At 58.7% G+C, this 26583-nt stretch carries 31 protein-coding genes and 1 tRNA gene; 24 read left to right on the top strand and 8 right to left on the bottom strand.

Going from position 1 to position 26583, the window contains the following annotated elements; genetic code table 11:
- Positions 1-115 precede the first annotated feature (115 nt).
- On the top strand, positions 116-679 hold the full coding sequence (locus IGW03_RS02590) for a pseudouridine synthase (RefSeq protein WP_194720931.1): 564 nt from the start codon (positions 116-118) through the stop codon (positions 677-679).
- Between the two features lie 126 nt (positions 680-805).
- Here the strand turns inward: IGW03_RS02590 and IGW03_RS02585 are convergent, their stop codons facing one another.
- Positions 806-1099, bottom strand: coding sequence for a hypothetical protein (locus IGW03_RS02585; RefSeq protein WP_194720930.1), 294 nt, complete (start codon positions 1097-1099; stop codon positions 806-808).
- Between the two features lie 155 nt (positions 1100-1254).
- On the opposite strand from IGW03_RS02585, the gene IGW03_RS02580 reads away from it, so the two are divergent.
- Positions 1255-1662 (top strand): DUF192 domain-containing protein, encoded by a 408-nt coding sequence (locus tag IGW03_RS02580; protein ID WP_228534990.1) that lies wholly within the window; start codon positions 1255-1257, stop codon positions 1660-1662.
- 502 nt (positions 1663-2164) lie between these two features.
- Here the strand turns inward: IGW03_RS02580 and rpsT are convergent.
- Positions 2165-2428 carry a 30S ribosomal protein S20 gene (rpsT, locus tag IGW03_RS02575; RefSeq protein ID WP_194720929.1) on the bottom strand — a complete coding sequence of 88 codons (264 nt, stop codon included), beginning with the start codon at positions 2426-2428 and terminating at the stop codon, positions 2165-2167.
- Between the two features lie 182 nt (positions 2429-2610).
- Here rpsT and murJ point away from each other — a divergent pair, with 182 nt between their 5' ends.
- Entirely contained in the window at positions 2611-4161 is a 1551-nt protein-coding gene (gene murJ / locus IGW03_RS02570) for a murein biosynthesis integral membrane protein MurJ (RefSeq protein WP_194720928.1), read from the top strand.
- A 61-nt stretch (positions 4162-4222) separates the two neighbouring features.
- Complete coding sequence (locus IGW03_RS02565; RefSeq protein WP_194720927.1) at positions 4223-5062, top strand: SirB1 family protein; 840 nt, start codon at positions 4223-4225, stop codon at positions 5060-5062.
- Positions 5063-5112: 50 nt separating this feature from the next.
- On the opposite strand, the gene IGW03_RS02560 is transcribed toward IGW03_RS02565, so the two are convergent.
- Positions 5113-7047, bottom strand: coding sequence for an ATP-binding cassette domain-containing protein (locus IGW03_RS02560; RefSeq protein ID WP_194720926.1), 1935 nt, complete (start codon positions 7045-7047; stop codon positions 5113-5115).
- 156 nt (positions 7048-7203) lie between these two features.
- Here IGW03_RS02560 and IGW03_RS02555 point away from each other — a divergent pair.
- From IGW03_RS02555 to IGW03_RS02485, 14 genes are all read left to right on the top strand, one after another.
- A tRNA-Arg gene (locus IGW03_RS02555) sits at positions 7204-7278 on the top strand.
- Positions 7279-7448: 170 nt separating this feature from the next.
- A complete protein-coding gene (locus IGW03_RS02550) occupies positions 7449-8663 on the top strand; it encodes a tyrosine-type recombinase/integrase (RefSeq protein ID WP_194720925.1) in 1215 nt (404 codons plus the stop codon).
- 96 nt (positions 8664-8759) lie between these two features.
- Entirely contained in the window at positions 8760-9050 is a 291-nt protein-coding gene (locus IGW03_RS02545) for a hypothetical protein (RefSeq protein ID WP_194720924.1), read from the top strand.
- Positions 9028-9801, top strand: a complete 774-nt coding sequence (locus IGW03_RS02540) for a hypothetical protein (RefSeq protein WP_194720923.1) — start codon at positions 9028-9030, stop codon at positions 9799-9801. Before IGW03_RS02545 ends, IGW03_RS02540 begins: the two co-directional genes overlap by 23 nt.
- Positions 9802-9959: 158 nt before the next feature.
- A complete protein-coding gene (locus tag IGW03_RS02535) occupies positions 9960-10172 on the top strand; it encodes a helix-turn-helix transcriptional regulator (protein WP_194720922.1) in 213 nt (70 codons plus the stop codon).
- Positions 10169-10396, top strand: a complete 228-nt coding sequence (locus IGW03_RS02530; RefSeq protein ID WP_194720921.1) for a hypothetical protein — start codon at positions 10169-10171, stop codon at positions 10394-10396. Before IGW03_RS02535 ends, IGW03_RS02530 begins: the two co-directional genes overlap by 4 nt.
- 467 nt (positions 10397-10863) lie before the next feature.
- Positions 10864-11223, top strand: coding sequence for a hypothetical protein (locus IGW03_RS02520; RefSeq protein WP_194720919.1), 360 nt, complete (start codon positions 10864-10866; stop codon positions 11221-11223).
- The gene (locus IGW03_RS02515; protein ID WP_194720918.1) at positions 11220-11447 is read left to right on the top strand and encodes a hypothetical protein; all 228 of its coding nucleotides are present in this window, start codon (positions 11220-11222) and stop codon (positions 11445-11447) included. Before IGW03_RS02520 ends, IGW03_RS02515 begins: the two co-directional genes overlap by 4 nt.
- Before the next feature lie 2 nt (positions 11448-11449).
- Positions 11450-12301, top strand: coding sequence for a hypothetical protein (locus tag IGW03_RS02510; RefSeq protein ID WP_194720917.1), 852 nt, complete (start codon positions 11450-11452; stop codon positions 12299-12301).
- Positions 12298-13677 (top strand): replicative DNA helicase, encoded by a 1380-nt coding sequence (locus IGW03_RS02505; protein WP_194720916.1) that lies wholly within the window; start codon positions 12298-12300, stop codon positions 13675-13677. The genes IGW03_RS02510 and IGW03_RS02505 overlap by 4 nt, the downstream gene beginning before the upstream one ends.
- Positions 13649-13924: a hypothetical protein gene (locus IGW03_RS02500; protein WP_194720915.1), complete on the top strand. Its 276-nt coding sequence runs from the start codon at positions 13649-13651 to the stop codon at positions 13922-13924. The genes IGW03_RS02505 and IGW03_RS02500 overlap by 29 nt, the downstream gene beginning before the upstream one ends.
- A 477-nt stretch (positions 13925-14401) precedes the next feature.
- Positions 14402-15049 (top strand): HK97 family phage prohead protease, encoded by a 648-nt coding sequence (locus tag IGW03_RS02495; protein WP_194720914.1) that lies wholly within the window; start codon positions 14402-14404, stop codon positions 15047-15049.
- 3 nt (positions 15050-15052) lie between these two features.
- Positions 15053-16270, top strand: coding sequence for a phage major capsid protein (locus IGW03_RS02490; RefSeq protein ID WP_194720913.1), 1218 nt, complete (start codon positions 15053-15055; stop codon positions 16268-16270).
- Between the two features lie 1126 nt (positions 16271-17396).
- Positions 17397-17600, top strand: a complete 204-nt coding sequence (locus IGW03_RS02485) for a hypothetical protein (protein WP_194720912.1) — start codon at positions 17397-17399, stop codon at positions 17598-17600.
- A 354-nt stretch (positions 17601-17954) separates the two neighbouring features.
- Here IGW03_RS02485 and IGW03_RS02480 read toward each other — a convergent pair whose 3' ends face one another.
- The 3 genes from IGW03_RS02480 to IGW03_RS02470 form a co-directional block, all read right to left on the bottom strand.
- A complete protein-coding gene (locus tag IGW03_RS02480) occupies positions 17955-18215 on the bottom strand; it encodes a hypothetical protein (RefSeq protein ID WP_194720911.1) in 261 nt (86 codons plus the stop codon).
- Between the two features lie 125 nt (positions 18216-18340).
- Positions 18341-18592: a hypothetical protein gene (locus IGW03_RS02475; protein ID WP_194720910.1), complete on the bottom strand. Its 252-nt coding sequence runs from the start codon at positions 18590-18592 to the stop codon at positions 18341-18343.
- Between the two features lie 87 nt (positions 18593-18679).
- The gene (locus IGW03_RS02470) at positions 18680-18859 is read right to left on the bottom strand and encodes a hypothetical protein (RefSeq protein WP_194720909.1); all 180 of its coding nucleotides are present in this window, start codon (positions 18857-18859) and stop codon (positions 18680-18682) included.
- Between the two features lie 214 nt (positions 18860-19073).
- Between IGW03_RS02470 and IGW03_RS02465 the strand changes: the two genes are divergently transcribed.
- The 3 genes from IGW03_RS02465 (at position 19074) to thpR (ending at position 21349) form a co-directional block, all read left to right on the top strand.
- A complete protein-coding gene (locus tag IGW03_RS02465; RefSeq protein ID WP_228534915.1) occupies positions 19074-19412 on the top strand; it encodes a hypothetical protein in 339 nt (112 codons plus the stop codon).
- A gap of 258 nt (positions 19413-19670) precedes the next feature.
- Positions 19671-20639: a metallophosphoesterase family protein gene (locus tag IGW03_RS02460; protein ID WP_228534911.1), complete on the top strand. Its 969-nt coding sequence runs from the start codon at positions 19671-19673 to the stop codon at positions 20637-20639.
- A 155-nt stretch (positions 20640-20794) separates the two neighbouring features.
- Positions 20795-21349 carry an RNA 2',3'-cyclic phosphodiesterase gene (thpR, locus tag IGW03_RS02455; protein WP_194720908.1) on the top strand — a complete coding sequence of 185 codons (555 nt, stop codon included), beginning with the start codon at positions 20795-20797 and terminating at the stop codon, positions 21347-21349.
- Between the two features lie 142 nt (positions 21350-21491).
- On the opposite strand, the gene tcdA is transcribed toward thpR, so the two are convergent.
- Positions 21492-22418 carry a tRNA cyclic N6-threonylcarbamoyladenosine(37) synthase TcdA gene (gene tcdA, locus IGW03_RS02450; protein WP_194720907.1) on the bottom strand — a complete coding sequence of 309 codons (927 nt, stop codon included), beginning with the start codon at positions 22416-22418 and terminating at the stop codon, positions 21492-21494.
- A 97-nt stretch (positions 22419-22515) separates the two neighbouring features.
- On the opposite strand from tcdA, the gene IGW03_RS02445 reads away from it, so the two are divergent.
- From IGW03_RS02445 to IGW03_RS02435, 3 genes are all read left to right on the top strand, one after another.
- Entirely contained in the window at positions 22516-23694 is a 1179-nt protein-coding gene (locus IGW03_RS02445) for an MFS transporter (RefSeq protein ID WP_194720906.1), read from the top strand.
- Positions 23695-23881: 187 nt separating this feature from the next.
- Positions 23882-24517 (top strand): pyridoxamine 5'-phosphate oxidase, encoded by a 636-nt coding sequence (gene pdxH / locus IGW03_RS02440; protein WP_194720905.1) that lies wholly within the window; start codon positions 23882-23884, stop codon positions 24515-24517.
- Between the two features lie 111 nt (positions 24518-24628).
- Complete coding sequence (locus IGW03_RS02435) at positions 24629-25834, top strand: class I SAM-dependent methyltransferase (RefSeq protein ID WP_194720904.1); 1206 nt, start codon at positions 24629-24631, stop codon at positions 25832-25834.
- A gap of 48 nt (positions 25835-25882) precedes the next feature.
- Here IGW03_RS02435 and msrA read toward each other — a convergent pair whose 3' ends face one another.
- Positions 25883-26419, bottom strand: coding sequence for a peptide-methionine (S)-S-oxide reductase MsrA (msrA, locus tag IGW03_RS02430; RefSeq protein WP_194720903.1), 537 nt, complete (start codon positions 26417-26419; stop codon positions 25883-25885).
- Positions 26420-26583: the final 164 nt, after the last annotated feature.

Genomic DNA, 26583 nt, shown 5'->3' with positions numbered 1-26583 from the left:
CCGTGCCGCCGCAAACGATTTGGTCCGGGCACCGGGCAATCAAAGCGTAGAATGCCGCCTCATGCCTTGCGCGCCGCGTATCTCACATTGCATCCTCACCGAACATCATTGACCCGTGCCCCTGATTCTCTTCAACAAGCCGTTCGACGTCATGTGCCAGTTCTCCGCCCATGAACGCCGCAAGACCCTCGCCGACTTTCTGGACATCACGGGCATCTATCCTGCCGGCCGTCTGGATGCCGACAGTGAAGGCCTCGTGCTTCTCACGGATGACGGCAAGCTGCAGCACCGGATCAGTCATCCGGACAGCAAGCAAACAAAGACTTATATCGTGCAGGTCGAAGGCATACCGGACGACAATGCCCTTGCGCGCCTGAACGGTCCGCTCGATCTCGGCGATTTCGTAACCAAGCCCGGCGATGCGCGGCGCATCGAAGAACCGGAATGGCTATGGGAGCGCCAGCCTCCGGTCCGCCACCGCAATACCATTCCTACCAGCTGGATCGCAATGACGCTCTCGGAAGGAAAGAACCGACAGGTGCGCCGCATGACAGCGGCCGTGGGACTGCCCACGCTGCGCCTGGTCAGAATTGCAATCGGGCCGTTTTCGCTCGCGACGCATCCGCTGTGGCCCGGGGAGTGGCGCGAAGTCTCGACGAGCGAGCTTGACCGGCGCTAGTCTGGACGACTGCTGCGGCGACCCGGCATCACGCATATCCGCATGCGAATGTTTACGCATGTCAACCTTCCTCGTTCAAAGACGTTAATCAAGACGATTCGCAAGAATCATCCAGAACGACAATGATTATCCAGTTGACAAGACAAGTGAGGGACACACAATGAAAAATCTGATCGCCGCTCTCGTTGCCGGTTTGTTCTCCATCTCTTCCTTTGCCGCCAGCGGCATCGCCGCTACGGCTGCCGCGCCTTCGGCTGCACCCGCCATGGCCGCAGCCGCGTCCGGCAGTCCCGCTTCCAAGGCAAAGAAAGCCAAGAAGAAGAAAGCAAAGTCCGTGAAGAAGGCATCCACGGCCAGCGCTGCAAAATAAGCAAGAGATTCACTCAAAAAAGGCAGGCCGCTCAGCCTGCCTTTTTTCATGGGCCACGAGCACAGGCGGTCCGGATGCCGTTTTGGCAAGCAAGCGCAAGCCCGTTTTTCATTTATCCGCTAAGCTTCAAGCAATTGACAACAACTTTGAAACAGCAAGAACGATGAAGACTCCGTCTTTAACCCACCTGCTCATCGGCGCCGTGATGACCACCTTGGGCGCCACCGCATGGGCTCAGCAGCAGCCGGTAAAATTTCCGGTGATATCCCTGAATGCGGGGATGCACGTCATCAAGGCTGAAGTGGCGGCGAGGGATGCGGAACGGCAGCAGGGCCTGATGTATCGGGAACGGATGGGCCCGAATGAAGGAATGGTATTCGTGTTCGAGGCGCCTGCAGGGGTGTGCATGTGGATGAAGAACACGCTCATTCCGCTGTCCGTTGCCTTCATTGATGAGAGCGGAAAAATCATCAATATCGAAGACATGCAGCCGCAAACGACCGATTCACATTGCACGAAACGGCCGGCGCGCTATGCGCTGGAAATGAATCAGGGATGGTTCAAGCAGAAGAACATCAAGCCGGGCATGCCAATTCAAGGCTTGCCGAACTAGCGGGAAGTCAGGCAGCCGAGGTAACTGCGCCTGGCAGCTGATGTCACTGACGGCGGGCGATGTCCGCACATCAGCAGTTCGATATTGGAAACTAGAGCGCTTTCGGCTTGACTGGACTCGGCGAGGCCGAGGTGATTTGCCTGCGGAACAAGGCGTGGCGACGCGACATGGCGGGGCCATGGCAAGGAGACACAACGCTGTGCCGCTGGCAAATCGCCCGGGATCGACAGTACAGTCAAGCCGAAAGCGCTCTAGCATTCCCGCGGCCTCGTGACAACGCGGCTGGAAGAGTTCGAATGCCCTGCCCGCGCGACGCTCAGGGAGATACCCGAGCCATCAGCTCAATGCCAAGCGAAGAGGGAGGTAAAGGCGAAACACTTGCGGAGAATAAGGCGCGGCAAGAAGCAAAACCCGCGAGGGCACAAGCCACGCGGGTCTTTTTCTGGTCTCGCTACCGACTATCGCATCGGGCTGCGGTGCAGCACGCCCGATCGCGACAATATCAGGCCAATGCCTTCAGAGCGGCTGCCAGGCGGCTCTTGTGGCGAGCTGCCTTGTTCTTGTGAATGATCTTCTTGTCGGCGATACGGTCGATCGTCGAAACGGAAGACTGGAATACTTGCGATGCAGCGGCCTTGTCGCCTGCTTCGATCGCCTTGCGGACAGCCTTGATCGCCGTACGCAGTGTCGAGCGCTGGCTGGAGTTGTGTGCGTTTTGCTTGACTGCTTGACGAGCACGCTTGCGCGCCTGTGCGGTATTTGCCATTTATTATTTCCTAAATCGAAATCGGACTGCGTTCGCAGGTTGCGAGACAGAATTCTGTAAAGCTGCGGATTATAACGCAGTTTTTACGGATAGGGCAATCAGGACATTTTCCTTTTTCCGGTCTCCCGCGGAACGCTATCCGGAGGAAATGGCGTCTTGGGCTGCGGCTATAATTGCGCCCCATGAATCTTCTCAAAACGCTTGCCACCGTTTCCGGAATGACCATGGTGTCCCGTGTAACGGGGCTGCTGCGCGAACTGCTGTTTGCGCGCGCCTTCGGCGCTTCCGCCTATACGGACGCCTTCAATGTCGCTTTCCGCATTCCCAATCTGCTGCGCCGCCTGTTTGCCGAAGGCGCCTTTTCCCAGGCCTTCGTGCCGATTCTTGCGGAATACAAGAACCAGAAAGGCGAGGCGGCGACCAAGGAACTGGCCGATCATGTCGCCACCGTCCTGATGTGGGCACTGGTCCTGACCTGCCTGGCCGGCATCGCTGCGGCGCCGGTCGTGGTCTATTTCATCGCCACCGGCCTCAAGTCCGACCCTTCCGCCTTCTCTTCCGCCGTGCTGATGACGCGCATCATGTTTCCCTATATAGGATTCATGGCCTTCGTTGCATTGGCCGGCGGCATCCTCAATACCTGGCGCCAGTTCCGCGTCCCGGCCATTACCCCGGTGCTGCTGAACCTGTCCTTCATCGCGGCGTCGCTATTCGTTGCGCCTTACATGGAACAGCCCGTCTATGCGCTGGCCTTTGCAGTGGTGGTCGGCGGCCTGCTGCAGGTGGCGATCCAGATTCCGGCACTGCTCAAGATCGGCATGCTTCCGCGCATCGGCTTCGGCCTGAAAGCGGCGCTGCAGGACCCAGGCGTCCGGCGCGTGCTGCGCCAGATGGTGCCGGCCATCGTCGCGGTTTCCGTGGCCCAGATCAGCATCATCATCAACACCAACATTGCGTCACGCCTTGCCAGCGGCAGCGTCTCGTGGCTCACCTATGCCGATCGCCTGATGGAATTTCCGACCGCGCTGCTGGGCGTGGCCCTGGGTACGATCCTGCTGCCCAGCCTGTCGAAGGCGCATGCCGACAAGGATGCCGAGGAATATTCGTCACTTCTGGATTGGGGATTGCGCCTGACCTTTCTGATCGCCCTGCCTTCGGCGGTTGGATTGGCCACGCTGGCGGAGCCGTTGACGACCACCCTGTTCCACTACGGGAAATTCGATGAACTGTCGGTCAGGATGACGGGACAAGCCCTCATTGCCTACGGCGTCGGCCTGATCGGCCTGATCGTTGTAAAGATTCTCGCACCCGGTTTTTACGCCAAGCAGGACATCCGGACGCCGGTGAAGATTGCCATCGTCGTCCTGATCGCGACGCAATTATTGAACCTGGTTTTCGTTCCCCAGTTCAAGCATGCCGGACTCGCCCTTTCCGTCGGCGTCGGCGCCTGCCTGAATGCGGGCCTTCTCTACATCGGCTTGCGGCGCCGGAAAATCTACGTCCCGCATCCGGGCTGGGGAATGTTTTTCATCCGGATCTGCGCAGCCTTGGCTCTGCTCGCAGCTGTCGCGCTATGGACGGCCGGCAATTTCAACTGGATCGCCCTCCAGTCGCATCCCTGGCAGCGCGTCGGAGCCTTGGCACTCGTGCTTGTCGCCTGCGCGGTAACTTACTTCGGGTCACTGCTGGCCATGGGTTTTCGTTTCCGCGACTTCAAGCGCATGGGCAGATAAGACCCTCGGATTGACCATGCCGCCCTTTCAATGACGGCAGCATGGTTTATGATGGTCATGTATGGTAATCCAATCTCTAGAATACTTTGCCTCGCTGGTGCAGCAGGACGACTCCATTCCCCTGTTCGAAGCCGCGCTGGCCATTGCCCAGGATGCGGAGCCGCAACTGGATCTTGCTGCGACACAGGTGGAAGTCGACATTCTTGCAGCTCGGCTGCAGCGCCGTCTTGCACCGGACGCCTCCAGCGTGCAGAAGCTCAGGCTGCTCAACCATTTCTTCTACCGGGAACTTGGATTCGCGGGCAATGTGAACGACTACTACGATCCGGACAACAGCTACCTGCACAAGGTCATCCGCACTCGGCGCGGCATCCCGATTTCATTGGCGGTGCTTTACATGGAGCTTGCCCAGCAGATCGGGCTGAACGTCAGGGGCATTTCCTTCCCCGGGCATTTCCTGATGAAACTGTCGGTGCAGTCCGGAGATATCGTGCTCGATCCGTTCAACGGCACCAGCCTCTCGCGCGAGGAACTGGAAGAAAGGCTGGAGCCCTATTTCGAGCACCAGAGCTATCCCGGCGCCATTCCGCTGTCCTACTACCTGCATGCGGCCCATCCGCGCGAAATCCTGGTGCGAATGCTGCGCAACCTGAAATCGCTGTTCTTCGAGCACATGCACTGGCAGCGCCTGCTCGGCGTGCAGCAGCGCCTGCTCATCCTTCTGCCGGATGAGATTACCGAGCGCCGCGACCGCGGCCTGGCCTACGCCAGCCTGGAATGTCCGCAGGCCGCATTGGACGACCTCGAAGCCTACCTGGCAGAGCGGCCCTATGCGCCCGATGCCGAAACCCTGCGCGGCAAGCTTCCCAAGCTGCGGGAAGCCTGCAGGCGCCTGAATTAGGCGAGGCCCGACGGCGACTGCGGATCTGCGGTCAGTCCGCAGCCTTCAATTCAGCTTTTCGCCTTGGCCTCGAAGGCTTCCCATTTCTCCAGGCTTTCGAGCAGCTGCTCGTCGATTTCAGAGAAGCGCTGGTTGAGCCGCTGCACTTCATCCGGCCGCTGCCGGTACAGCTCCGGATCGGCCAGCTGCTCGGAAATCGTCTTCTGTTCCGCCTCGAGCGAGGCAATCAGGCCCGGCAACGCTTCCAGCTCGCGCTGCTCCTTGTAGCTCAGCTTCTTCGACTTGCTTGCCGTCCCTGCCGAGGCGGTGCCGCCATCCTTGGCGACCGCTTTTCCATCTGCCCTTCCTTCCGCCTTGGCCGCGGGTTTGGCGGCCTGCTTTGCGTCGGTCGCCGAGCGCACCCTTTCCCAGTCGGTATAGCCGCCGACATATTCCCGCCAGAATCCGCTGCCTTCTGCGACGATCACCTGGGTGACGACATTGTCGAGAAACATGCGGTCGTGGCTGACCAGAAAGACAGTGCCGCTGTATTCCTCCAGCAGTTCTTCCAGAAGTTCAAGCGTGTCGATGTCGAGGTCGTTGGTGGGTTCGTCCAGCACCAGCACGTTGGCCGGCTTGGCGAACAGCCGCGCGAGAAGTAGTCGGTTGCGCTCGCCGCCGGACAGGGATTTCACCGGCGAGCGAGCCCGCTCCGGCGCGAAGAGGAAATCGCCCAGATAGGTCATCACGTGCTTGCGCTGGCCATTGATTTCCACCCAGTCGCTGCCCGGCGAAATCGTGTCGGCCAGACTGGCCTCCTCGTTCAGCTGGGCGCGCATCTGGTCGAAATAGGCGACCTGCAGGCGCGCACCCTGCTTCACCTCGCCGCTGTCGGGCTGCTCCTCGCCGAGGATCAGTTTCAGCATGGTGGTCTTGCCGGCGCCGTTCGGGCCGATCAGGCCGACCTTGTCGCCGCGCATGATGATGGCGCTGAAATCCTGCACGATGGACTTGTCGCCATAGCGCTTGCCGATATCGATCAGCTCCGCAACGATCTTGCCGGAGCGCTCTCCCGCCGACACATCAAGCTTGACCTGTCCCTGCTGATCCCGGCGGGCGTTGCGGGTCCGGCGCAGCTCCTCCAGCCGCTTGACCCGGCCTTCGTTGCGCGTGCGCCGCGCTTCCACGCCCTTGCGGATCCAGACCTCCTCCTGTGCCAGAAACTTGTCGAACTTGGCATTCTCGATCGCTTCGATTTCAAGCTGCTCCGCCTTGCGGGTCTGGTAGGCGCTGAAATTGCCGGGGAAGGACAGCAACCTTCCGCGGTCGAGCTCGATGATGCGGGTGGCGACATTGTCCAGAAAGGAGCGGTCGTGGGTAATGAAGAGAATGCTGCCCTTGAAATCGCGCAGCAGGGACTCGAGCCAGAGAATGGAAGTGAAGTCGAGGTGGTTGGTCGGCTCGTCGAGCAGCAGCACGTCCGGCGCGCCCACCAGCGCCTGTGCGAGAGCGACGCGCTTCTGCGTACCGCCCGACAGCGTGCCCATGATGGCATCCTTGTTCAGGTTCAGGCGGGCCAGGATCGTCTCCACCCGGTTGCCTATACTCCACGCATCGGCGGCATCGAGTTTTGCCTGGATCGCGTGCATGCGATCCATCAGCGCATCGTCGTTGCCGCCGCCGAGCTTGCCGGCAAGTTCGTTGTACTCGTTGAGCAGCGCGGGCAGTTCGCCGAGACCGGTTGCTACCGCGTCGAACACGCTCATCTCCTGGACGAACTGCGGTTCCTGCTGCACATAGGCGATCTTGATGCTCTGCTGCATCACCAGCAGGCCGTCATCCAGCCTGGACATGCCGGCAATGATCTTCAGCAGCGAAGACTTGCCGGTGCCGTTGCGGCCGATCAGGCCGACGCGCTCGCCGGCTTCCAGGGAAAACTCGGCGTGATCGAGCAAGGCGACATGCCCGAACGCCAGTTGAGCGTCAGTAAGGGAGATAACTGCCATATGAAAAATGCTGTGCGGGAGAGTGGACCGGTTCAATGGAAACGGTGGATGAAACAGCCATTGTACCGATTGCAAAACAATGGGAGGGTTTTCTATGCCGGTCTCGGCTATAATCTCGGGCGTGACGCAGATTCAGCGCGTCAACATCCCGCGTGTCTCGCCGTAGTTCAATGGATAGAACGAGTGCCTCCTAAGCGCTAGATACAGGTTCGATTCCTGTCGGCGGGACCAGCAACAGATTTAAGAAGATTCAAAGATATACAAAAACTCGCGTCGATCCTAGAGATTGCGCGGGTTTTTTGCTTCTGAATGCTTATTAGCGTTTATTTACATCCAATATTTTTGGGGGTACATTTGGGGTACTTTTTCCTACCTCGACTGGTTTTCCAGAAAATACCCCCATGAAGTTGACTGCGACCGAGTGCAAAAACGCGAAGCCAAAGGAGAAAGCGTACAAGCTGGCCGACGGCGGTGGAATGTTTCTGCTTATCCAGCCAAACGGCGCGCGCTATTGGCGCATGAAATACCGCTATGCCGGCAAAGAGAAGCTTTTGGCGCTCGGCGTTTTTCCCGAAGTCACTTTGAGTGAAGCCCGGCAAAAACGAGATGCCGCTCGAAAGTTGCTAGACGCCGGTGAAGACCCCAGCGCGACGAGACGTGAGCAAAAGCGGCAGGATCTCGCCCGGACAGAGCAAACTTTTGAGCGTATAGCCCGGGAATGGCACAAGAAAGGCAGCGCCGATTGGAGTGCTGGGTATGCCGCAAAAATCATGGACTCGCTCGAGCAGAACGTTTTCCCTAGCATTGGGCGCCGGCCGATTGATGAGATCAGCGCCAAGGAAATGCTCGACCTGCTGACCAAGATCGAGGCCCGTGGCGCCTTGGAGATCGCTTCCCGGGTCAAACAACGTTGCAGTGCGGTTTTCGATTATGCGATCACGAAGTTGCTAACAAGATATAACCCTACTCATCCTCTTCGCGGATCGTTTGCTGCGCCCAAAAATAAGAACTACGCACGACTCAGTATCGCGGAAATGCCGGAATTCATGCGCAAGCTGGCGGAGTATGACGGCCGTAAAGTAACTGCATTGGCCATCCGCTTCATGGCATACACGTTCGTCCGGACCGGGGAGCTGCGCGGCGCGGAATGGAACGAAATTGACTTCGAAGGTGCTCTTTGGCGCATACCGGCTGAGCGCATGAAAATGAAGGAGCAGCACCTGGTACCGCTTTCCAGTCAAGCGATTGCAATTCTTCGTGAACTGAAGACCTTCACCGGAGATGGCCGACTGGTCTTCCCGGGCGACCGAAACGCAAACAAGCCAATGAGCGAAAACACGGTCCTCTACGCCATCTACCGAATGGGCTATCGAACCAGGATGACTGGCCATGGATTCCGCGGGATTGCATCCACAGCCTTGAATGAAATGGGCTACCGGCCGGACGTCATTGAGCGCCAGCTGGCCCATAGCGAGCGGGATGGCGTACGTGCTGCCTACAATCACGCGCAATACTTGCCAGAAAGAATTACCATGATGCAGCATTGGGCAGACTACTTAGACGCGATCGCGGCCGGCAATAAGGTCATCGCGGGGAAGTTTGGCCAAGCAGCATAATCAGTTTAGCCATGCCTAGAGCGGCCACTCGAAAACCGGGCAACCCTTACCCGGCCGGCATGGCTTCCGATTTCAAGGGAGCGGCAATGGGACGCTATGGGTATCAAAGACTTCCTCCAAAAGGAGGATGAGGGCTTTATTAGCCTTCATGACCTGCTAATAAAAATGACAGAAGTTGACGGCGTATCTCTTCAGAATGCCGCGCGAGCGCTGTATCGGGTCCTAGATAGGGCCAGCCCCACTGATTATCCCCAATGGCAAGAAATAGACCTCGCAACCGGCGTTAAGCCCACCGAAGATTTTGCTCTGGCGCTTGAACGTCTCCGCCATGTGGCGGAAACCGGGAAATTTGCACCTCTCTGGGATGACGATGATATTCCATTCTGACTATAAGAAATTCGGCTTTCGGTTATCTGAAATCACAGCCCTACTTGAAGAAAATAACATTTCGTTGAAAACCCCAAGCCGTACATGGCCGGTGGAATATCAGCAAATGCCAGCGTTCACAAAACAAGATGCGGCGCTGATTATGTCCGGTCTCTTTCCGGACGAAGTGGATGACTGGCGCTTTTGGGACGATCCTCCGTCCGAGGTGGATAGAAAACTTCGACTCATTGACGCATGCCAGCATGAGATCTTGGCCCAAGATGCTCGGCTTAACGGATTCGAAAAACCAAAAACAGAAATAGGCTCTGTAGATCGGATTAGCCATGCGGCATGGCGCAACTGGTCCAAGGAAAAAGGCCTAGACTGGCCCATCCCGGACAGCACGGAGTCGACAGCGCCGCCCAAGACGGACGAGGAGTTGCTACGGCGCCTAAGTGCAGAGGAAGGCCGACGGAAAAAGGCTGAAGCTGATGCAGAAATACTTCGTGCTCAGGTAAGTGATCTGCAGAAAAAGGTGGACCAGCTGAACCGCCTTGTTGGCGATGGCAGCGCAATAGCATTGCACAACACCAGGCTGATGAAGATTGCGCTTGCAGTTCAGCGAGAGTATTGGACAGATGTGGATCAACGTCCAAATCAGGAAGCCCTGTGGGGGGACTTGAGGGAAAAGTACAAGTTGAGTCAGCTTCAGGCTGAAGCCGTCGAGCTGGTTGCATGTCCTATCGACCGCCAAAAAAAGACCAAAAAATAACTTTAACCCCCAGGGTAGAAAACCTAGGATTCATGCGGGTTTGCGCCTACCCTCAGGGTCGTTTTACCCGTTTACCCTGAGGGTAAAAGTTGTTGCCGTGAGGGTTACTCCTTCATCCATATTCTCGCCATGTTCAACAACGCACATAAAGGTGCAACATGGCGCAAAGATCAATTATTCGACTTCCTGAGGTTCGAGCTCGCACGGGCTTGAGCAGGTCGAGCATCTACAACTTCATCAAAGCCGGAGCTTTCCCAAGCTCAATACCGCTTGGTGCCCGGGCTATCGGCTGGGACTCTGACGCAATCGATGCTTGGATCGATGCACGAGTCGCGGCTTCCGCGAAACCGGCAAACCAGGCAGCCAAATGACCGGCGCCGGCACTCCTAACCTGGCCGAGCTGGTAGCGGCAAATCTCAAGGGTCAAAAACAAGCCAAGGAATTCATCGAGCAGGTCCGCACAAGCTATCCGGATCCGGATGCTCTGTATGCCGAGCTGCTCGCTCTGCTGCCCGAGTTCCACGATATCGAAGCGCTGACGGTTACCCGTGGGTTCTTGCGCATCGTCCAAAAGCGCCTGGAGTCCCGCGAATGAATTTCTTGACGATTTGGAAGTTATTGGATTACTCTGGACATGTCGCTGAAAAAGAAGCGACCGGGGGTGAGAGCCCGATCAAGGAGGCGGACAACCGCCACAAGGCGGTATTTTTTCGTCCGGACCATGCTGTGCCTTCTATGGGCGGCGGTGGTGGGGAGGCTTCGGCCTGCCGGTACCTTCTTGCCGGTCTCTCAACCCCTGCCATTCGCCGCCCCCCTCGTGTGAGAGCGAGGAGAGGCGGTTTAACCGCTCAAGAAGGAGGCACCCATGCCTGGCACTAACTCGCCCGTACATTCCCATTCCGAAATCATTGCGCGCGCGGCGGCCCGAGCCGACACTGCAGCCGCTTTGCTGTCCGTCCTTGAAAAGCTGCCGCAAGACGCACGGCAAGTCACCCTCACCACCTGTCTCGCTCTTACCGAAGACGTGGTCCGTGATTTAACCGTCCTGGTTGGAGGTGCAGCATGAATGCGACCACTTCCAAACCCACCCCATCTACCACGCCCAATCCGCTGAACGAGCGCTATCAGCGGTTCGACATCGATCTGTTCCGTAGCCATAGCCATGAACTGGGCCGAGCTGCCAATGCCATCGAGCACGCCTACCAGACCGCCTATGCTCTCGAATGCATCACGAGCATCCTTGCGGCCGACGAGATCGAGCGGGACCGCGAGGATGAGGGCGGCCAGCCGCTATCCCTTTACCTGCGCGGTGGTTTGTCCGTAGCAGTTGCCACGCTGGTGACCAGGCTTCGAAGCGAATTGGACCGGGAAGGCACAGCCCTTGAACGGATGGTCAAGTCCAAGCAAGGAGGCTTGTCATGAACCAAGCACCAGCTCCGCGCGCCGTGTACCGCGGCACAAACCTAGGTTTCGGATTCCCGGATGATCGCTGCTTCTTTTCGGTAGAGCGCGCCGGCGAGGAATACCGGTGGTCGATCTCCGAAACACTGGCCCACTTCGACGAGTTCTCAGAAAAAGCTCAAGCTCAGATCCTGGTCGACTGCGCAGTGCAAAAGACCTATCCAGGCCGTGATGTGGGAGCGTAACGATGTCTCGAATTCGCACCATCAAACCTGAGTTTTGGACGTCCGAACAAGTCGTCGAATGCTCGCCGCTTGCTCGCCTTATGTTCGTCGGCATGTGGAATTTTTGTGACGACAACGGAATACATCCTGATTCGGTCAAGCGCTTGAAGATGGAGATCTTCCCTTCCGACACCATTACGGATCGCGAGATCCAGACCATGGTCGACGAGCTGTTGAAGGTAAAGCTGCTTGAACGCTATTCCGTTGAAAACCAAGCATTCTTGCGTGTAACAGGATGGAAAAAGCATCAAAGGATAGAAAAACCGACCTATCGCCATCCATTGCCGAACAGCGAAAAAATCGATGAGCAATCTCCTCCTGCTCCCGTATATATCGCCGAGGACTCGCCGACCAATCCACAAACAGTTGGCGACGACTCGTCGAGCGCTCGGGTACGGAATGGAATGGAGTCTAATGGAAAGGAATGGAAAGGAATGGAAGTTATTACTAACCCTGACGGGTTAGTCGTCACCAGCGATGCTGGCGACCAGGGAAGCAGTCAAGGAAAAACCGCAAAGCCGAATTGCCCGCATCAGCAAATCATTGACCTCTACCACGAGGCCTTACCGATGTGCCCGCAGGTCAAGACTTGGACGCCGAAGCGGTCTTCACAACTTCGCGCCCGATGGAATGAGGACAAGAGCCGGCAGAACCTCGACTACTGGCGGAAGCTCTTCGAGTACATCGCAGCGGAATGTCCCTTCCTTGTTGGCCAGACGAAGGAACAATTCCTCGTGAGTCTCGAATGGATCACCAGGCCGGAAAACTTCGCCAAGATCCGTGAAGGCATGTACGAAACCCGGAGGCGCGCATGAACGCACCTGCCGACGCCTTTACCCTTCCGCATTCCATCGAAGCAGAGCAAGCGGTTCTTGGCGGCCTGCTCTTGGACAATGGCGCGATTGACCGGATCGGCCAACTTCAGAGCCGGCATTTTTATCGGGAAGACCACCGCGCCATCTTTGCGCAGATCATGCAATGCATTTCCAAGGGGCAGCCTGCCGACGTAATTTCGATTTGGGATGGATTACAGAACCGTGGAGGGGCTTTTGTTGAGGGGTTGCTACCCTACCTCAACCTAATTGCGCAAAGCACGCCTAGCGCCGCTAATGTTGCTCGATACGCGGACATCGTGGTCGAGAAGGCTCTGCTCCGTGGGCTGCTCCATGTCACGGGCAAAGCTGCCGAGCTAGCGCAGAACCCCCGAGGCCAGACAGCGGACCAAGTTCTCGACCAGGTGCAATCCATGGTGTCTAAGCTGGCCGAGCGCCGCGCGCGCACTGAACCCAAGATGATCTCGGAGCTGCTGACCGAGTTCATCAATGAGACAGATCGCAGAAGCCAGGGACTAGAAGCGGCCATCCCGACAGGGATCCACAGCCTGGACCAGATGTTCAATGGCGGACTCCGTGGTGGCCAACTGGTCATCGTTGCCGGGCGCCCTTCCCAAGGTAAGACCGCGCTATCCGTTGACATCGGATTGAACATGGCGACCACATACAGCGTTCTCATGTTTTCGATGGAGATGTCAGGGCAGGAGCTGGTCGGCAGGGCTTTGGCAAACCGAGGACAGATCCACCTTTCCCGACTGCTGAACCACATTGACGCCGGCGACACATTGGCATGGGATTCCGTCACCCGTGGTTGCAGTGCACTCGAACCCATGCGGTTTTCGATTGATGAGACGCCAGCGATCGCGCTCATCGAGCTACGGATGAAAGCAAAGGCCTGGAAGCGGAAGCACGGGCTGGACGTCATCATCGTCGACTACATCGGCCTCATGACCGGCGGCGACGGCGAGAAGCGCCATGAGCAGATCGGATCCTATTCCCGTGGTCTGAAAGCGCTTGCCAAAGAACTCGACGTCGCGATCATCGCGCTGGCCCAGCTGAACCGCAAACCTGAAGACCGCGGCGATCGCAAGCCCATCCTCTCGGACCTGCGCGATTCGGGTGAGATTGAGCAAGACGCCGATATCGTGGTCTTTGTGCACCGTCCCGAAATGCATGAGCCGAACAATCCGCAACTGCATGGATATGCTGATGTGCTCATCCGAAAGCAACGGAATGGTCCTCTGGCCGACCTAGGCCTCAGATTCGACGGCCCGACCTGCAGTTTCTCAGAATGGATCGGTCCTAAACCAACGTCGCAAGCAACGCACATTGAGCGGCGAAAAGGGTTCGGTGGCTGATGTACCAGGCTGCGCCGACACATTCAGCGACAAAGACCATTCCAAAGACAGATCGATGAAAAACGACAACAGCATGAGAACGTTGCATGAACCGCAAGACAGCACGGACACGAGCGCTGCCGCGGAGCGCCGACCAATGAGCGAGCCCAGGCTCATTGGCGAATTCCTGCCCGAAGCTATCGATCGGATCATTGAGCGGCATCGTCGCTTCCTGGCCGACGAACAAGCAAAGCACAGCCCCAACTGATCTGGCACTGGAACGACTAAGCGCCCGGTATTGGCTCGACGCGAGCGCCGGCGCGCCGTTCCATTGGAACGTTCCATCGTTCCAGCGACGGGGATAGGGGGGGGTCAAAAGTCTGACGCCCTTTCTGACCTAGACCGCCCGGTACCCCACGCGCAGGTTTTTTTCCTTCGCCGGAAATTTCAGGCAGTGGGGGTTTTTGAGCAAAAAAAAAGTTTCGTTTTTACTGACCAAATCCTCAAGGGAGCCTTATATGACAAGGGAATCCGCGCATACAGCAAATGCGCAGCAGCAGGAAAAAAGCCTGCACACAATTCCTCAATGCTTGTTGACGAGCAATTTTCCAGCTGCTATGCTCCGGCTTCATAAACGTTGCGTGAGATGCGCAACGCCCCACCTTCAGCGCTTGAGACGAGCGGTTTTGTGTGGCAAGGAAAGCCCAACAGGGCTTGGTTTTACTTTGCTTAACGAGATCGCGAAATGAGAGAGCGCCACACCCCTACCCTGCAGTTAAAAGACGCCAAGACCGATTCGAATGGCATATTCGAAGGCTATGCGGCCACGTTCAATGGCCCGGTCGATTCCTACGGCGACGTTATCGCGCCTGGCGCGTTCGCCCGCTCGCTGAAGCAGCACATCGCAAACGACACCATGCCGGCCATGCTTTGGGCCCACAACCTGAAGGAGCCCATCGGCAAGTGGCTCGATGTTTCCGAAGACAGGTACGGCCTGAAGGTGACCGGCCGCTTCACTCTCGGAACGCAGCGCGGCGCCGAAGCCCATGCGCTGGCCAAAGACGGCGCCCTCGGCATGTCGATCGGATATGAGCTGGTCGACATGATCCAGGACGGCAAGGTCAACCTGCTCAAGCAGGTCAACCTGGTCGAGATCTCGGTTGTCGCTGTGCCGGCAAACCACGCCGCACGCATTACGTCCGTCAAATCCCTTCCCAACAATGTCCGCGACTTCGAGCGATTCCTGCGCGATGACGTTGGTTACTCTCGCTCAGAGGCACGGCGCATTGCGACGCGCGGCTGGTCGAGCCCCTTAGGCCAGCAGGATAACGACGGCCTGAAAAGCGAGCTCGCACTCGCGATCCGAACCCTTAGCACCCTCACGAAAGGCTAAAAAATGAACATCGATCCGACCAAACTTCACATCAAGAGCGCCCGCGGCGGAAGCCAGAATGAGCGCGATGACGATGATAACCACGACGACGGCGATACCACCGTGATGGTCAAGACCCTGGTCAAGAAGGTAAAGAGCGTCATCGTCGACAACCAGAAAACGTTGGAAGAGCAGAACAAAAAGATTGAGGACCATGATGCAATGATCATGGAGTTGGCGCAAAAAGCTGCCCGTGGTGGTAACTTGATTGGCGCTGGCGCTGGAGAACAGGCTGAAGATGTTGGCTCCTTGGTCACCAAAAGCGACCAGCTCAGCAACCTGCGCGACGGCTCGCTGCGAAGCATTCGCATCCCGGTCAAGTCCTTCCCGCTAGGCCAAAAGGCAGCCATTACGAATGCTGATTTCCCCGGCGTTGCGCAGCGCGATACGGAAATGTACGGTCCGCTTGCGCGCCGGCTGACTGTCCGCGATCTGCTGATTACCAAGCCAACGACCGCCACTTCCATCGAATATGTGAAGGCCACCCGCACTGGCGCCGCCGCGGTCCAAGAGGGTGAAGGCACTCAAAAGGCCGAACTCGGCATGGATTTTGAGTTGGAGACGGCCAAGGTAGCCACAATCGCATGCTGGGTGCCGGCATCGCGCCAGCTCATGGACGATAATGCAGCACTGCAGGACTTCGTGAACAACACGCTGCTCGATGAGCTGCAACTAGCCGAAGACACACAGCTTCTGCTTGGCTCTGGCGACGGCTCGAATATTAACGGCTTGATGACCCAGGCGACCGCCTATAACCGCACTGTCGCCGGCGATACGGCAAACGACACTCTGCGCCGGGCAATCACCCAGATTCAGTTGGCTCGCGGCGTCGCAAGCGGCATTGTGATCAACCCGGTCGGCCTTGAGCGCTTGGAGCTGGAAAAGGACTCCGAAGGCCGGTTCCTGGTGACTTTGAACGTAACAGATGCCGACGGCCGTACGGTTACCTGGCGCGTGCCGGTGGTGGTGACTGATGCGATCGGGGAAGATGATTTCCTGGTTGGCGACTTTGTCCGCGCCGCCCGCCTGTATGACCGTCAACAGGCAACCGTTGAAGTGGCCACGCAGCATGCCGACTTTTTCACCAAGAACATGATTGCCATCCTGGCTGAAGAACGCCTTGCGATGACAGTGCCCCGGCCTACCTTGCTTGTCAAAGGCACGTTCCCGGCAGAAGCATAAAGGGGAGAATGCGCGGTTCCGCCCCTGAGCTTCTTTATCGGGCCGCGCGGGGATTAGTCGGCGAGTACCCCGAGTCAGAAACCCCGACCATGGAAACCCAGCCCTAACCGGCTGGGTTTTTAGCTTTTTAGCGACAACCAGAGCGACAACCGACAACTAATCCATGCCATCGACAACTCCCACTATCGTCTTTCGAGCGAGGGAGCCTCGCATACTTGCTTGAGGTTACTCCAGCGAAAATATCCGGGGGTATTTTTGGGGGTATAAAAAACTAGGCTCTCTGCAGGCTCCAGCATTCACGAGGCATTGAAGCAATTTTTCGATTCCTGTCGGCGGACCATGATTTCAATGATTTGCCATTGAAATCAATGTCTTGCTTTCCCGCGTCTCTCCTGCAATTGCAGCCTCGCTTCAGGCCTGCGGCTTCATTCAGGCTGGTTGACTTACTGCCTCATTGCCCCTCTGCCGCCCCTGCCCTCTGGACCGCCAGGGGTGTAGCCGGGTGCACCGGGCCCTGATGCCGATCCCCGCCCTCGACGTGGTTGCGCCTCGTTTCGGGGGCCCGGATGAGAATGCGGTTGTGAAGCAGGACCGTCCGGACGCGCGCCCGGATGCTGGCGAGGATAGGGATGAGGGCCATGTTCCCGATATCCTGGATGCCAGCCACGGTCTCCATACCTCGGCCCTTGCGGGACATAGACCGGCGGTCCGACATAAACGGGCGGGCCGTAAATCGGACGCGGCACTCCGTAGTAGGGATAGACCGGATAGGGGTCGCTGTAAACCTGGACAGACGAGTGGACCGGATAGGGTTCATCGACAGGAACGGCAACGCAAGCCGACAGCAGCAGTGCAGGCAAGATTGAAGCGATAACACGTTTCATGACGAAGCCTTAAACCGAATCAGGGAGATGCCGTCCAATGATGTTAGAGAATCGGCATAATGACTGTAGCCGGCCTTGATCGGCGGCTCCACCAACGTTACGCAATGTAACATTGCCAATCAGGGAGGGAATCACACTACGCTGAGCTTATCAAGCTGAGTGTAATGAGATTTATATGCGGAAAGCTGTACCGCAAGGCATGTTTACGTTCTAATACGGGCTTGAAAAATTGAAACTTTATCATGCCGAAAACGACCTGCCCTGACTGCAAGAAGCAGACGGCCTCCACCAAGTCGTCATGCCCGCGCTGTGGCTTTCCCCTAACGCCGCCGCAGATTCCGCGCCGCCGCTTCTGGGACGAGACACCTGAGCGCGCAAGCGGGCTGACCAAGATTCTGCTGGGCGTCAGCGGCTTGTGCGCCGCGATCCTCCTGTTACAGGATTGAGACCTGACAGCCCTACTCTGCTGCCTGTCACATCACGCCCCTTCGCGGCGGAGGCATGCACTCTCTCTTCCGCTTCTTCCCTACTACATAGGGAAGGCGTAACTCAACAATCCTCATCAGTTAACGTCATCGCCCTGCTTTGGCGGGAGAATCAACACGTCCGCCAGATGCGCCAGCATCTGCCGGGCGTTCCCGTCTCCTCCCTGTTATGGGGATTGACCCGCGATCGACTAGAGTATTTCGTTCGCGGGATTTTTTTTGGAATTGCATCAAGGACGAAGCGCAGGCTGCATGAGCGCCGCTTGGCCAAACGAGCCGGCACCGAACCCGCACCATCGCCCACCAGTTATCTGCTTATTTGGATTGCTGCCGCTTTTCCATCTGCGCGTTCAGGCGCAGGATCAGCAGATCGTATTCAACGCTGGCTTGATACTCGTTCTTGGCCTTGTGATACGAGGCGGCTGCAATCTCGACCAGTTTCTCCATTTCCTGAGGACTCAGCCGGTCCGAAACGGAAGCAAGGCACTTGGCATGCTCGCGCACCATGGTCGTCCATGAAGTATCGCTGCTGGCCTCATAGGTCCTGATGATTTTCATGATGTCGGCCGGGGTCATGATTTCCTCTGCTGTGGTTAAATTATTAACATTAGGCCCCGGCTGGAGCGGTTCCGGCTTGTGTCGCCTCAAGGAATTTTCCTGCCGGGCTTGATCATGCTCTCCTGCCTGCCCGGCGCCTCGGCTCAAGGCCAGGGCATGGGGGTGACATCGCGGTATTGGCCCGCATCGGAGTTTCCTGGCGGATCCGAAGGATCTTCGCCCTCACTGAGTTTGGGACCGAGAATATTGCTCAGTTCACGGCGTGATTCGCCGAAGTCCGAAGCAAGCAGGGGAAAGTCCTTGTTCGGCCAGTGTTCGATTGCCCAACGGGTATATTCTTCGAAACGCTGGGCGAGTTGCGCAGCAAATTTGTCGCATTCCGCCTTGCTTGCCATCTGCTTCTCCTTGTTCGTTGACGGCAGCGACCGGTCTCTGCAGCCGGCCCTGCCTGCTTCCGGGTGACTTCGTTCTGCCGATGCGGCTTACTGCTTCTGCTGCGTCTTCGCCGGGTCTGGCTGAATGTCCTGCAGCCTGGTCGTTTCATCTTTCGGCATACCCGACGGCAATCCGATGTCGTCGATGCCGATCGGATTGTCTTTGGTGCGAACGGCTTCGCGATCGCCCTTGCCGACTTCAACCGTGCTTTGCTTGTCGTTGTTCATATTGGCCTCCAAAGCAAATTAGACGAAGGCATGATGGGATGGTTCGTCGCGGCGGAAGGCAGGAACCGGTTCATTGCATTGCAAGCGTGCACCAGAACTATCGCAAGGCAAGGCCATCATACGGAGAACCGGGACGCATCAGAAACTTGCGTCGACCCTGATATGAAACGCATCTTCCGGATTCACGCAGATGCAATCGCAAAGGAGAAATGCAATGGCACCCGAAACCAGGCACCTGATGGATGAAGCGGACATCGGCAGCGGAGAGAAGTCCGCAGGGCAACGCGACGTGGAACGCGACGAGCTTGCCTTGGGCCAGACGAATGAATCGCCGCAGCCCGGACGCACGCTGCAAAGCGGAACGCATCTGGCTCGCATACTTGCGGTCAGGCAGCCGGACGACACCTTCGAGGCGCAGGTCTATGTGCGCCTGACGCGCGAGCCGGAAATCGCGGAAACTTATATTCCCGCCGGCATGTTCCCGACCGAAGAGGAAGCATGGAAGGCCGCGCAGGAGCGCGCCGAGCGGGCTTTCCGGGAGAATGAATTCTGAGATTCCGAGGTTCAATCGGCCTGCTCGCGCCGGCTTTCCGTTTTTTCTGTTCGTTCCATTTCGCAGGGAAGTCCGGCATCTTCGATGCAAGCGCTCTCCGGCGAAGGTAAAGAGGCGGCGAGAGCCGGCCTTCTTCGCCGACTCAAACCTTGCCGTCTTCCGTGCGCCCGTCCATCGCGCATGGGCTCGCAGGCACACAAGCGCGCGTGCGCATATCATTCCGTTCGCAAATCAATTCCGTGTACCGAATGGAGTGCCATGACCCTGCGTGCCTTGCGCCTGAACCCGCTGAAATCCCTTCCCTTCCTGAAGACCTCGCTGCTCATGGCAAGCCTGGGCGGCTGCTTGAGCGGATGCGTCAGCGACAAGCATGCGCGCGAAGAAGCGGAGAAACAGGCGGTACTGGCGGACAAGGGCGTGGCGATCTATGCCGCTGGCGACATCGCCGACTGCAAGCAGTATCGCCCTCAGGACAGCGGCGCGGCCAGAACTGCCGGCCTCGTTGCCGCAAGGCTCGCTGCCGACAAGGAAGCGGTCGTGCTGACGCTTGGCGATCACACCTATCCCGTCGGCCTGCCGGAAGAATTCACCGGCTGCTATGACGCCACCTGGGGAAAATTCAAGGACCGCACGCATCCGGCGCCGGGCAACCATGAGTACTACACGCCGCAGGCAGTCGGGTATTACCGCTACTTCGGCGCCGCCGCCGGTCCGGCGCAGCTCGGCTATTACAGCTTCAATATCGGAAGCTGGCATGTGGCGTCCCTCAACAGCTATCTCAATCCCGAGGAACACGGGAAGCAGCTCGACTGGCTGCGCAGGGACCTGGCGGCCAACCCTTCCTCCTGCACGCTGGCTTACTGGCATCACCCGCTTTACAGTTCCGGCGGCCACGGCAGCAGCAAGCGCATGCAGGAAGCCTGGCACATTCTTCACGAAGCCAATGCGGAACTTGTCCTCGCTTCGCACGATCACGGCTATGAGCGTTTTGCGCCGCAGGATGCGGACGGGCGGCGCGATGAGCGGCGCGGCCTCAGGCAATTCGTGGTCGGCACCGGAGGCGCGCAGCTGACGCCATTCCGCTTCCGCAAATCGCACAGCCAGGTCAGCGACAACTCGACACTGGGCGTGCTCAAGCTGACGCTGAAGGAGAAAGCTTACGAATGGGAGTTTCTGCCGGTGGAGAAATACGGCTTCAGCGATCGCGGCACGACGCTCTGCCATTGACGCATTTGGTGCATTGAACGTGGACGGCATTGCTTGCCGCGCCGCCATCGCGCAATGACGCCGGTCAGAGGCGGCACGGAATAAAGATGTTAACCTGCTCCCGATGACACCTCCGGGCAGGCCAACCAATGACAGCAGAATTGAGCGGAATTGACATGAGCATCGATACCAACGACAAACTGCGCCTCTTCTTTGCGCTTTGGCCCGATGACGAAGTGCGGACCGCATTGATGCAGCTGCAGGCGCCGATGCAGGGGCGGTGGATACCCTACGGCAATCTTCATCTGACGCTGGCCTTCCTAGGCATGCAGCCTGCCTCGGTGATCGCGCAGGCCAAGGAAATACTCGCCTACCTGCCCTCGCGGGACGACACCATCATCCTCGACAAGGTAGGATATTTCCCGCGCAACCGCGTCGCCTGGGCGGGAGCAACCAAAGTTCCGGAAGGACTGGAGGCACTGGAGCAGGATCTGTATTCCGCCCTGACGGCGCGAGGCATTGCGTATGACCGGCACAGCAAGTTCAAGCCGCACATCACGCTGGCCCGCGACGCCTCTCTTCCGGCCGACATCGTTTTCGAGCCTATCGCATGGCGTGCCGGCCAGATCGTGCTGGTGCAGTCGACCACCGGCAGCAGCGGCTCGGTATATGAAGTGCTCGGCTCGCGCTTGCTGCGCGAACCGCCGCAGGGTGAAAGGGCTTTGGATTAGGAGGAGGCTGCGGCTCCAAGGTGAAGCGGCAATAAAAAAGAGCGGCAATGCCGCTCTTCTGCTGTTGGCTGTTGGCTGTTGGCTGTTGGCTGTTGGCTGTTGGCTGTTGGCTGTTGGCTGTTGGCCGGTGTGCCAGTTACCGTCAGGCCGCCATGTCGGCCTCGTCTTCCATGTCCTGCACCGCCGTCGGTACTGCAGTTTCGGGCCCGGTCGATCCGTCGGCCGCGTTCCTGTCCGCAGCCTGCGCCAGCTTGCGCAGCGCCTGCGATGCGGCTACCAGGCCGAAGCTGGCGGTCACCACCATGGCCGAACCAAAGCCGGCGCAGTTGAGTCCGGTGACGCCGGCCTTGCCATTCGCATCGACTTCGCAGGCCTCTTCCGTTTCCGGAAAGCGCAAGGGTTCGGTGGAGAACACGGCATCGATGCCGAACTTGTTCTTCGTTCCGCGCGGGAAGCCGTATTGGGCGCGCAGGCGCTTGCGCACCTTTGCCAGCAGAGGCTCCTGCTCGGTACGGCAGAGGTCGCGCACTTCGATGCGCGTCGGATCGATCTGGCCGCCGGCGCCGCCGATGGTGATCAGCGGAATCTTCCTGGCGCGGCAATAGGCGATCAGCGCCGTCTTCGCCTTCACGCTGTCGATGGCGTCGATCACGTAATCGTAGTTGCGGTCGCCGACCATGGCGTCCAGGTTGTCCGGATCGATGAAGTCCTCGATCTCGGTAACCTTGCAATAGGGATTGATCTGGGCGATGCGCTCGGCCAGCGCCGTGACCTTGGGCTTGCCGATGGTGCCGGTCAGCGCATGGATCTGGCGGTTGATGTTGGACTCGGCGACATTGTCCAGATCGATCATGGTGATGTGGCCGACGGCGCTGCGCGCGAGCGCTTCGACGATCCACGAACCGACGCCGCCCACGCCGATCACGCAGATGTGGGCAGAGCGAAAACGTGCCAGCGCAGCCTGACCGTACAGGCGCGCGATGCCGCCGAAGCGGCGATCGAAATCGATGTCGCTGTCGGCGTTGTCATTCAATCCAGCTTGCTGGGGAAAGGGAATAATGGCGTTCATCCCGTTATTTTAACGCGAGGCAATCGCGGAATTTTTCTCTAGCATGTTTTTTGTTAGCCTGTAGCATGGTTGCCTTGATCGTTTGTCAGTGTTTCCCTTGTCGCCCATCCTTAAACTGATCCTGCTGTCGCTGACTGCGCACATGGCGCTGTCCGGCGCGCGCATCACCACCTCGCTTTACGCTTTGTCGCTGCAGGCTTCCGAGTTCACGGTCGGCAGCATGATTGCCTTGTTTTCACTATTTCCCATGCTGTTTGCAGTGCCGGCCGGGCGCATGCTCGACCGTTCCGGCATCGCCCGGCCGCTAATGGCGTCGGCACTCGCCATTGTCGTCGGCTGCGCCCTGCCCGCGATGATTGGCGGATTGGCCATTCTGTATCTGGCCACGCTGCTGGTCGGCACCGGATTCATGGTGATACAGGTGGCGGCGCAGCATACGGTGGGGGTCATCAGCAGCAATGAAGACCGCGCATCCAACTACAGCTGGCTGGCCCTCGGCTTTTCGGTATCAGGCTTCTGCGGGCCGGTGCTCGCAGGTTTCCTGATCGATCATGCCAGTTACCGGACCTCGTTTGCCGCATTCGCCGTTTCGGCAACGGCGGCGCTGGTCCTGGGTGTGATCGGGTCTCGGCCCGCCGGCGGATTCGGCGGCCACGAAGGCAAGGCAGCAGCACCGGCAAGGCAGGCCGCAACCGCACGCAACAGCATGCTGGACCTGATAGCGGGACGCGAGATGCGGCGCATCTACATCGTAGGCACCCTGCTCTCTTCCGCATGGGACCTGTTCACCTTCATTCTGCCCATCCACGGCACCCGGCTCGGCTTTTCGGCATCGACCATCGGCATGATACTGGGCTGCTTCTCGGCGGCGACCTTTGCCGTGCGGCTTGCCATGCCCCGGATATCGCGCCGCCATGGCGAATGGCAGGTGCTTTCCGTCGCACTGCCTCTTGCCGCCTTCTGTTATGCGCTGATTCCCGTGATGGAGCAGCCGCTGTCGCTGACGGCGGTCGCGGCCCTGCTCGGCATTGCCGTGGGATCGAGCCAGCCCAACATGCTTGCGCTGCTGCATCAGCACGCGCCGGCCGGACGTGCCGCCGAAGCCGTGGGCATGCGCGTCATGATTGGCAATGCGTGCCAGGTGCTTCTGCCCCTGGCCTTCGGCGGCGCGGGAGCCGCGCTTGGAATGAAGGCCGTATTCTGGAGCATGGGCATGCTGATCGGCGCCGGCATACCGCTGGCGGTGCGCAGGGACGAGGCCGGTCTGCATGACTGACACCGCCGCGTTTCGCGTAATCATTGACTCAAGACAAGGAAATCCTTCGCGGTGCGAATTATCTTGTTTGAGTGGTGTCGCGCTCAGACAAACCGTTCGAATTCCTCCAGGTCCGATTTGCGATAATGGCGGCTGGCGCCGGCCTGATTTCGTGCGCCGTTCAGCGTGATACTACACAGGAAAAACAATGTCGATAGCGGATTTACGTAAGGATTACAGTCGCGCCAGCCTGTCCGAGCAGGATGTCTTCCCGAACCCGATAGACCAGTTTTCGAAATGGTTCGCCGAGGCGCTTGCCGCGGAGGTGCCCGAAGCCAATGCCATGAGCGTTTCCACGGTCGATGCCAACGGCCGGCCTTCATCGCGGATACTGCTGATCAAGGATGTCGACCAGCGCGGCTTCACCTTCTTTACCAATTACGAAAGCCGCAAGGGCAATGAGCTGCAGAACAACCAGTACGCGGCATTGCTGTTCTACTGGATACAGCTGGAGAGGCAGGTGCGCATCGAAGGCCGGGTCGAGCGCATTTCGGCCGACGAGAGCGACGCCTATTTCAACAGCCGCCCGCTGAAGAGCCGGCTGGCTGCGATCGCGTCGGCGCAGAGCCGCCCCATCGAAAACCGCGAGGCGATGGAAAGGCATTACGCCGAGGTGCAGCAGCAATACGGCGAGCAGCCGGTTCGTCCCGCGCATTGGGGCGGCTACCGGTTGAAGCCGGATTACATCGAATTCTGGCAGGGGCGGCCGTCGCGCTTTCACGACCGCATCGCATACCGTCTGCAGCAGGACGGTACCTGGCAACGGCAACGGCTGCAGCCGTAGGGTGTTCAACTTCGCAGCCGAATGCGCGGATCGTCCGTACAGGCTTGGAGCCTTAAGGATGATCCGCCGATATCGCATGACTCGATCAGTCCTTTTGGCGGAGGTGGCATCGTGTTTTGGGAAAAGAGGCTGGGAAGTTGGGTGGACAGTATCCGCAACCAGGCGGCAGTGCCGCTGCGCCTGGAGTTATGGAACGGCCAGCGGCTGGACTTCGGGCCGGCCGCGCCGAGCGTTACCGTCAAGGTGCCGCATGCATCCGCGCTGAGCTACCTGCTGACGCCGTCGCTCTCCAACTTGGGCAAGGCCTATGTCGAGGGCAAGATCGAGGTCGAGGGCAAGGTCAGCGAAATCATCTCGGTCGCCAATGCGCTGGCCCGGCATACGCTGGAACCCACCGGCAAGTTCGCGCGCATCGCCCGCTCCTTCCATCACACCAAGCGCCGGGACGAGGAAGCGATCCGCTACCACTACGACGTTTCCAACGACTTCTACCGCGCCTGGCTCGACGAGAACATGGTGTACTCCTGCGCCTACTTCGAAAACGGCGATGAGGACCTCGGCAGCGCGCAGCTGAAAAAGATCGACCACATCCTGACCAAGATCCGGCTCGGCCCCGGCCAGACCCTGCTCGATATCGGCTGCGGCTGGGGTGCGCTGGTGCTGCGCGCCGCGGACAAGTTCGGCGCCCGCTGCGTGGGCGTCACCCTGTCGCAGAACCAGTATGAGCTGGCGAGGGAGCGCGTGGCCCGCGCCGGCCTGTCCGACCGCGTCGAGATAAGGCTGCAGGACTACCGTGATGTCAGCGGCAGCTTCGACCGCATCACCAGCGTCGGCATGTTCGAGCATGTGGGCGCCAGGCATCTGCCCGACTACTTCAGGAAGATGCATTCCCTGCTTGCCGAGGACGGCGTGGCGATGAACCACGGCATTACCACGACCGATCCCGACGACGGCGAGACTGCCTACGGCGGCGGCGAATTCATCGAGGAATATGTGTTCCCGCACGGCGAACTCGAACACATCAGCACGGTGCTCAAGGCGATGCAGGCAGGCGGCCTGGAGGCCTTCGATGTTGAAAACCTGCGCCGGCACTATGCAAGGACCTGCGGCATCTGGGCCGACAATTTCGAAAGCCGGTCGGAGTATTTGCGCACCATGGTCGACGACAGGCGCTTCCGCATCTGGCGCGTCTATCTCGGCGGATGCGCGTATGCATTCGCGCACGACTGGGTGTCGCTGTATCAGGTCGTATGCACCAGGGCCGGCAGGCATGGCGACACGCTGCCGTGGTCGCGCCGCTACATGTACGAACGCTGAAGATTCCCGGCAACCGCCCGCCTGCGGCACTGCCTTAGGCGGGCGCTCTCAGGCCGGAGCCCTCAGCTTGTCGGTGAAGATCTTGCGGAATTTCGCAACCTTGGGCGCCACCACAAATGCGCAGTAACCCTGCAGGGGATGCTGTCGGAAATAATTCTGGTGATATTCCTCGGCCTTGTAGTACGGCTGCAAGGCGCTGAGCTCCGTCACGATGGGCGCATCCCAGACGTTGGCCATGCACGCGATCACCTGGCGCGCGATCTCGTGCTGCTCGGGCGTGTGATAGTAGATGACGGACCGGTACTGCGTACCGACGTCGTTGCCCTGCCTGTTGGGCGTGGTCGGATCGTGGATCGTGAAGAAGATTTCCAGGATCTCGCGGTAGCTGACCTGCTCCGGATCGAATTCCAGGCGCACCACTTCCGCATGCCCGGTGTTGCCGTCGCAGACCTGCTCGTAGGTCGGGTTTGCCACATGGCCGCCGGTATAGCCGGACTCCACATGCTGCACGCCTTTGAGCTCCTGATAGACCGCTTCCAGACACCAGAAGCAGCCGCCGCCGAGTGTTGCAATTTCCGTCGCCATGATGGACTCCACATGTTATGTCATGACTTTAGCGCAAATGCATGACCGTGCCTATGCAAGAACATTGACTGTACTCAACTTGCCATCCGGCTCTGCAAATATCAAGAGTGAACCGCAGTGGAAATGTCTTGCTCGGGCAATTCCGTGGTGTAATTCTTTTTTTG

The sequence above is a fragment of the Noviherbaspirillum malthae genome, assembly GCF_015352985.1.
Taxonomy (GTDB): Bacteria; Pseudomonadota; Gammaproteobacteria; order Burkholderiales; family Burkholderiaceae_D; genus Noviherbaspirillum; species Noviherbaspirillum malthae.
Note: the sequence above shows the minus strand (reverse complement) of the source record. Positions and strands in the feature narration are given on the sequence as shown.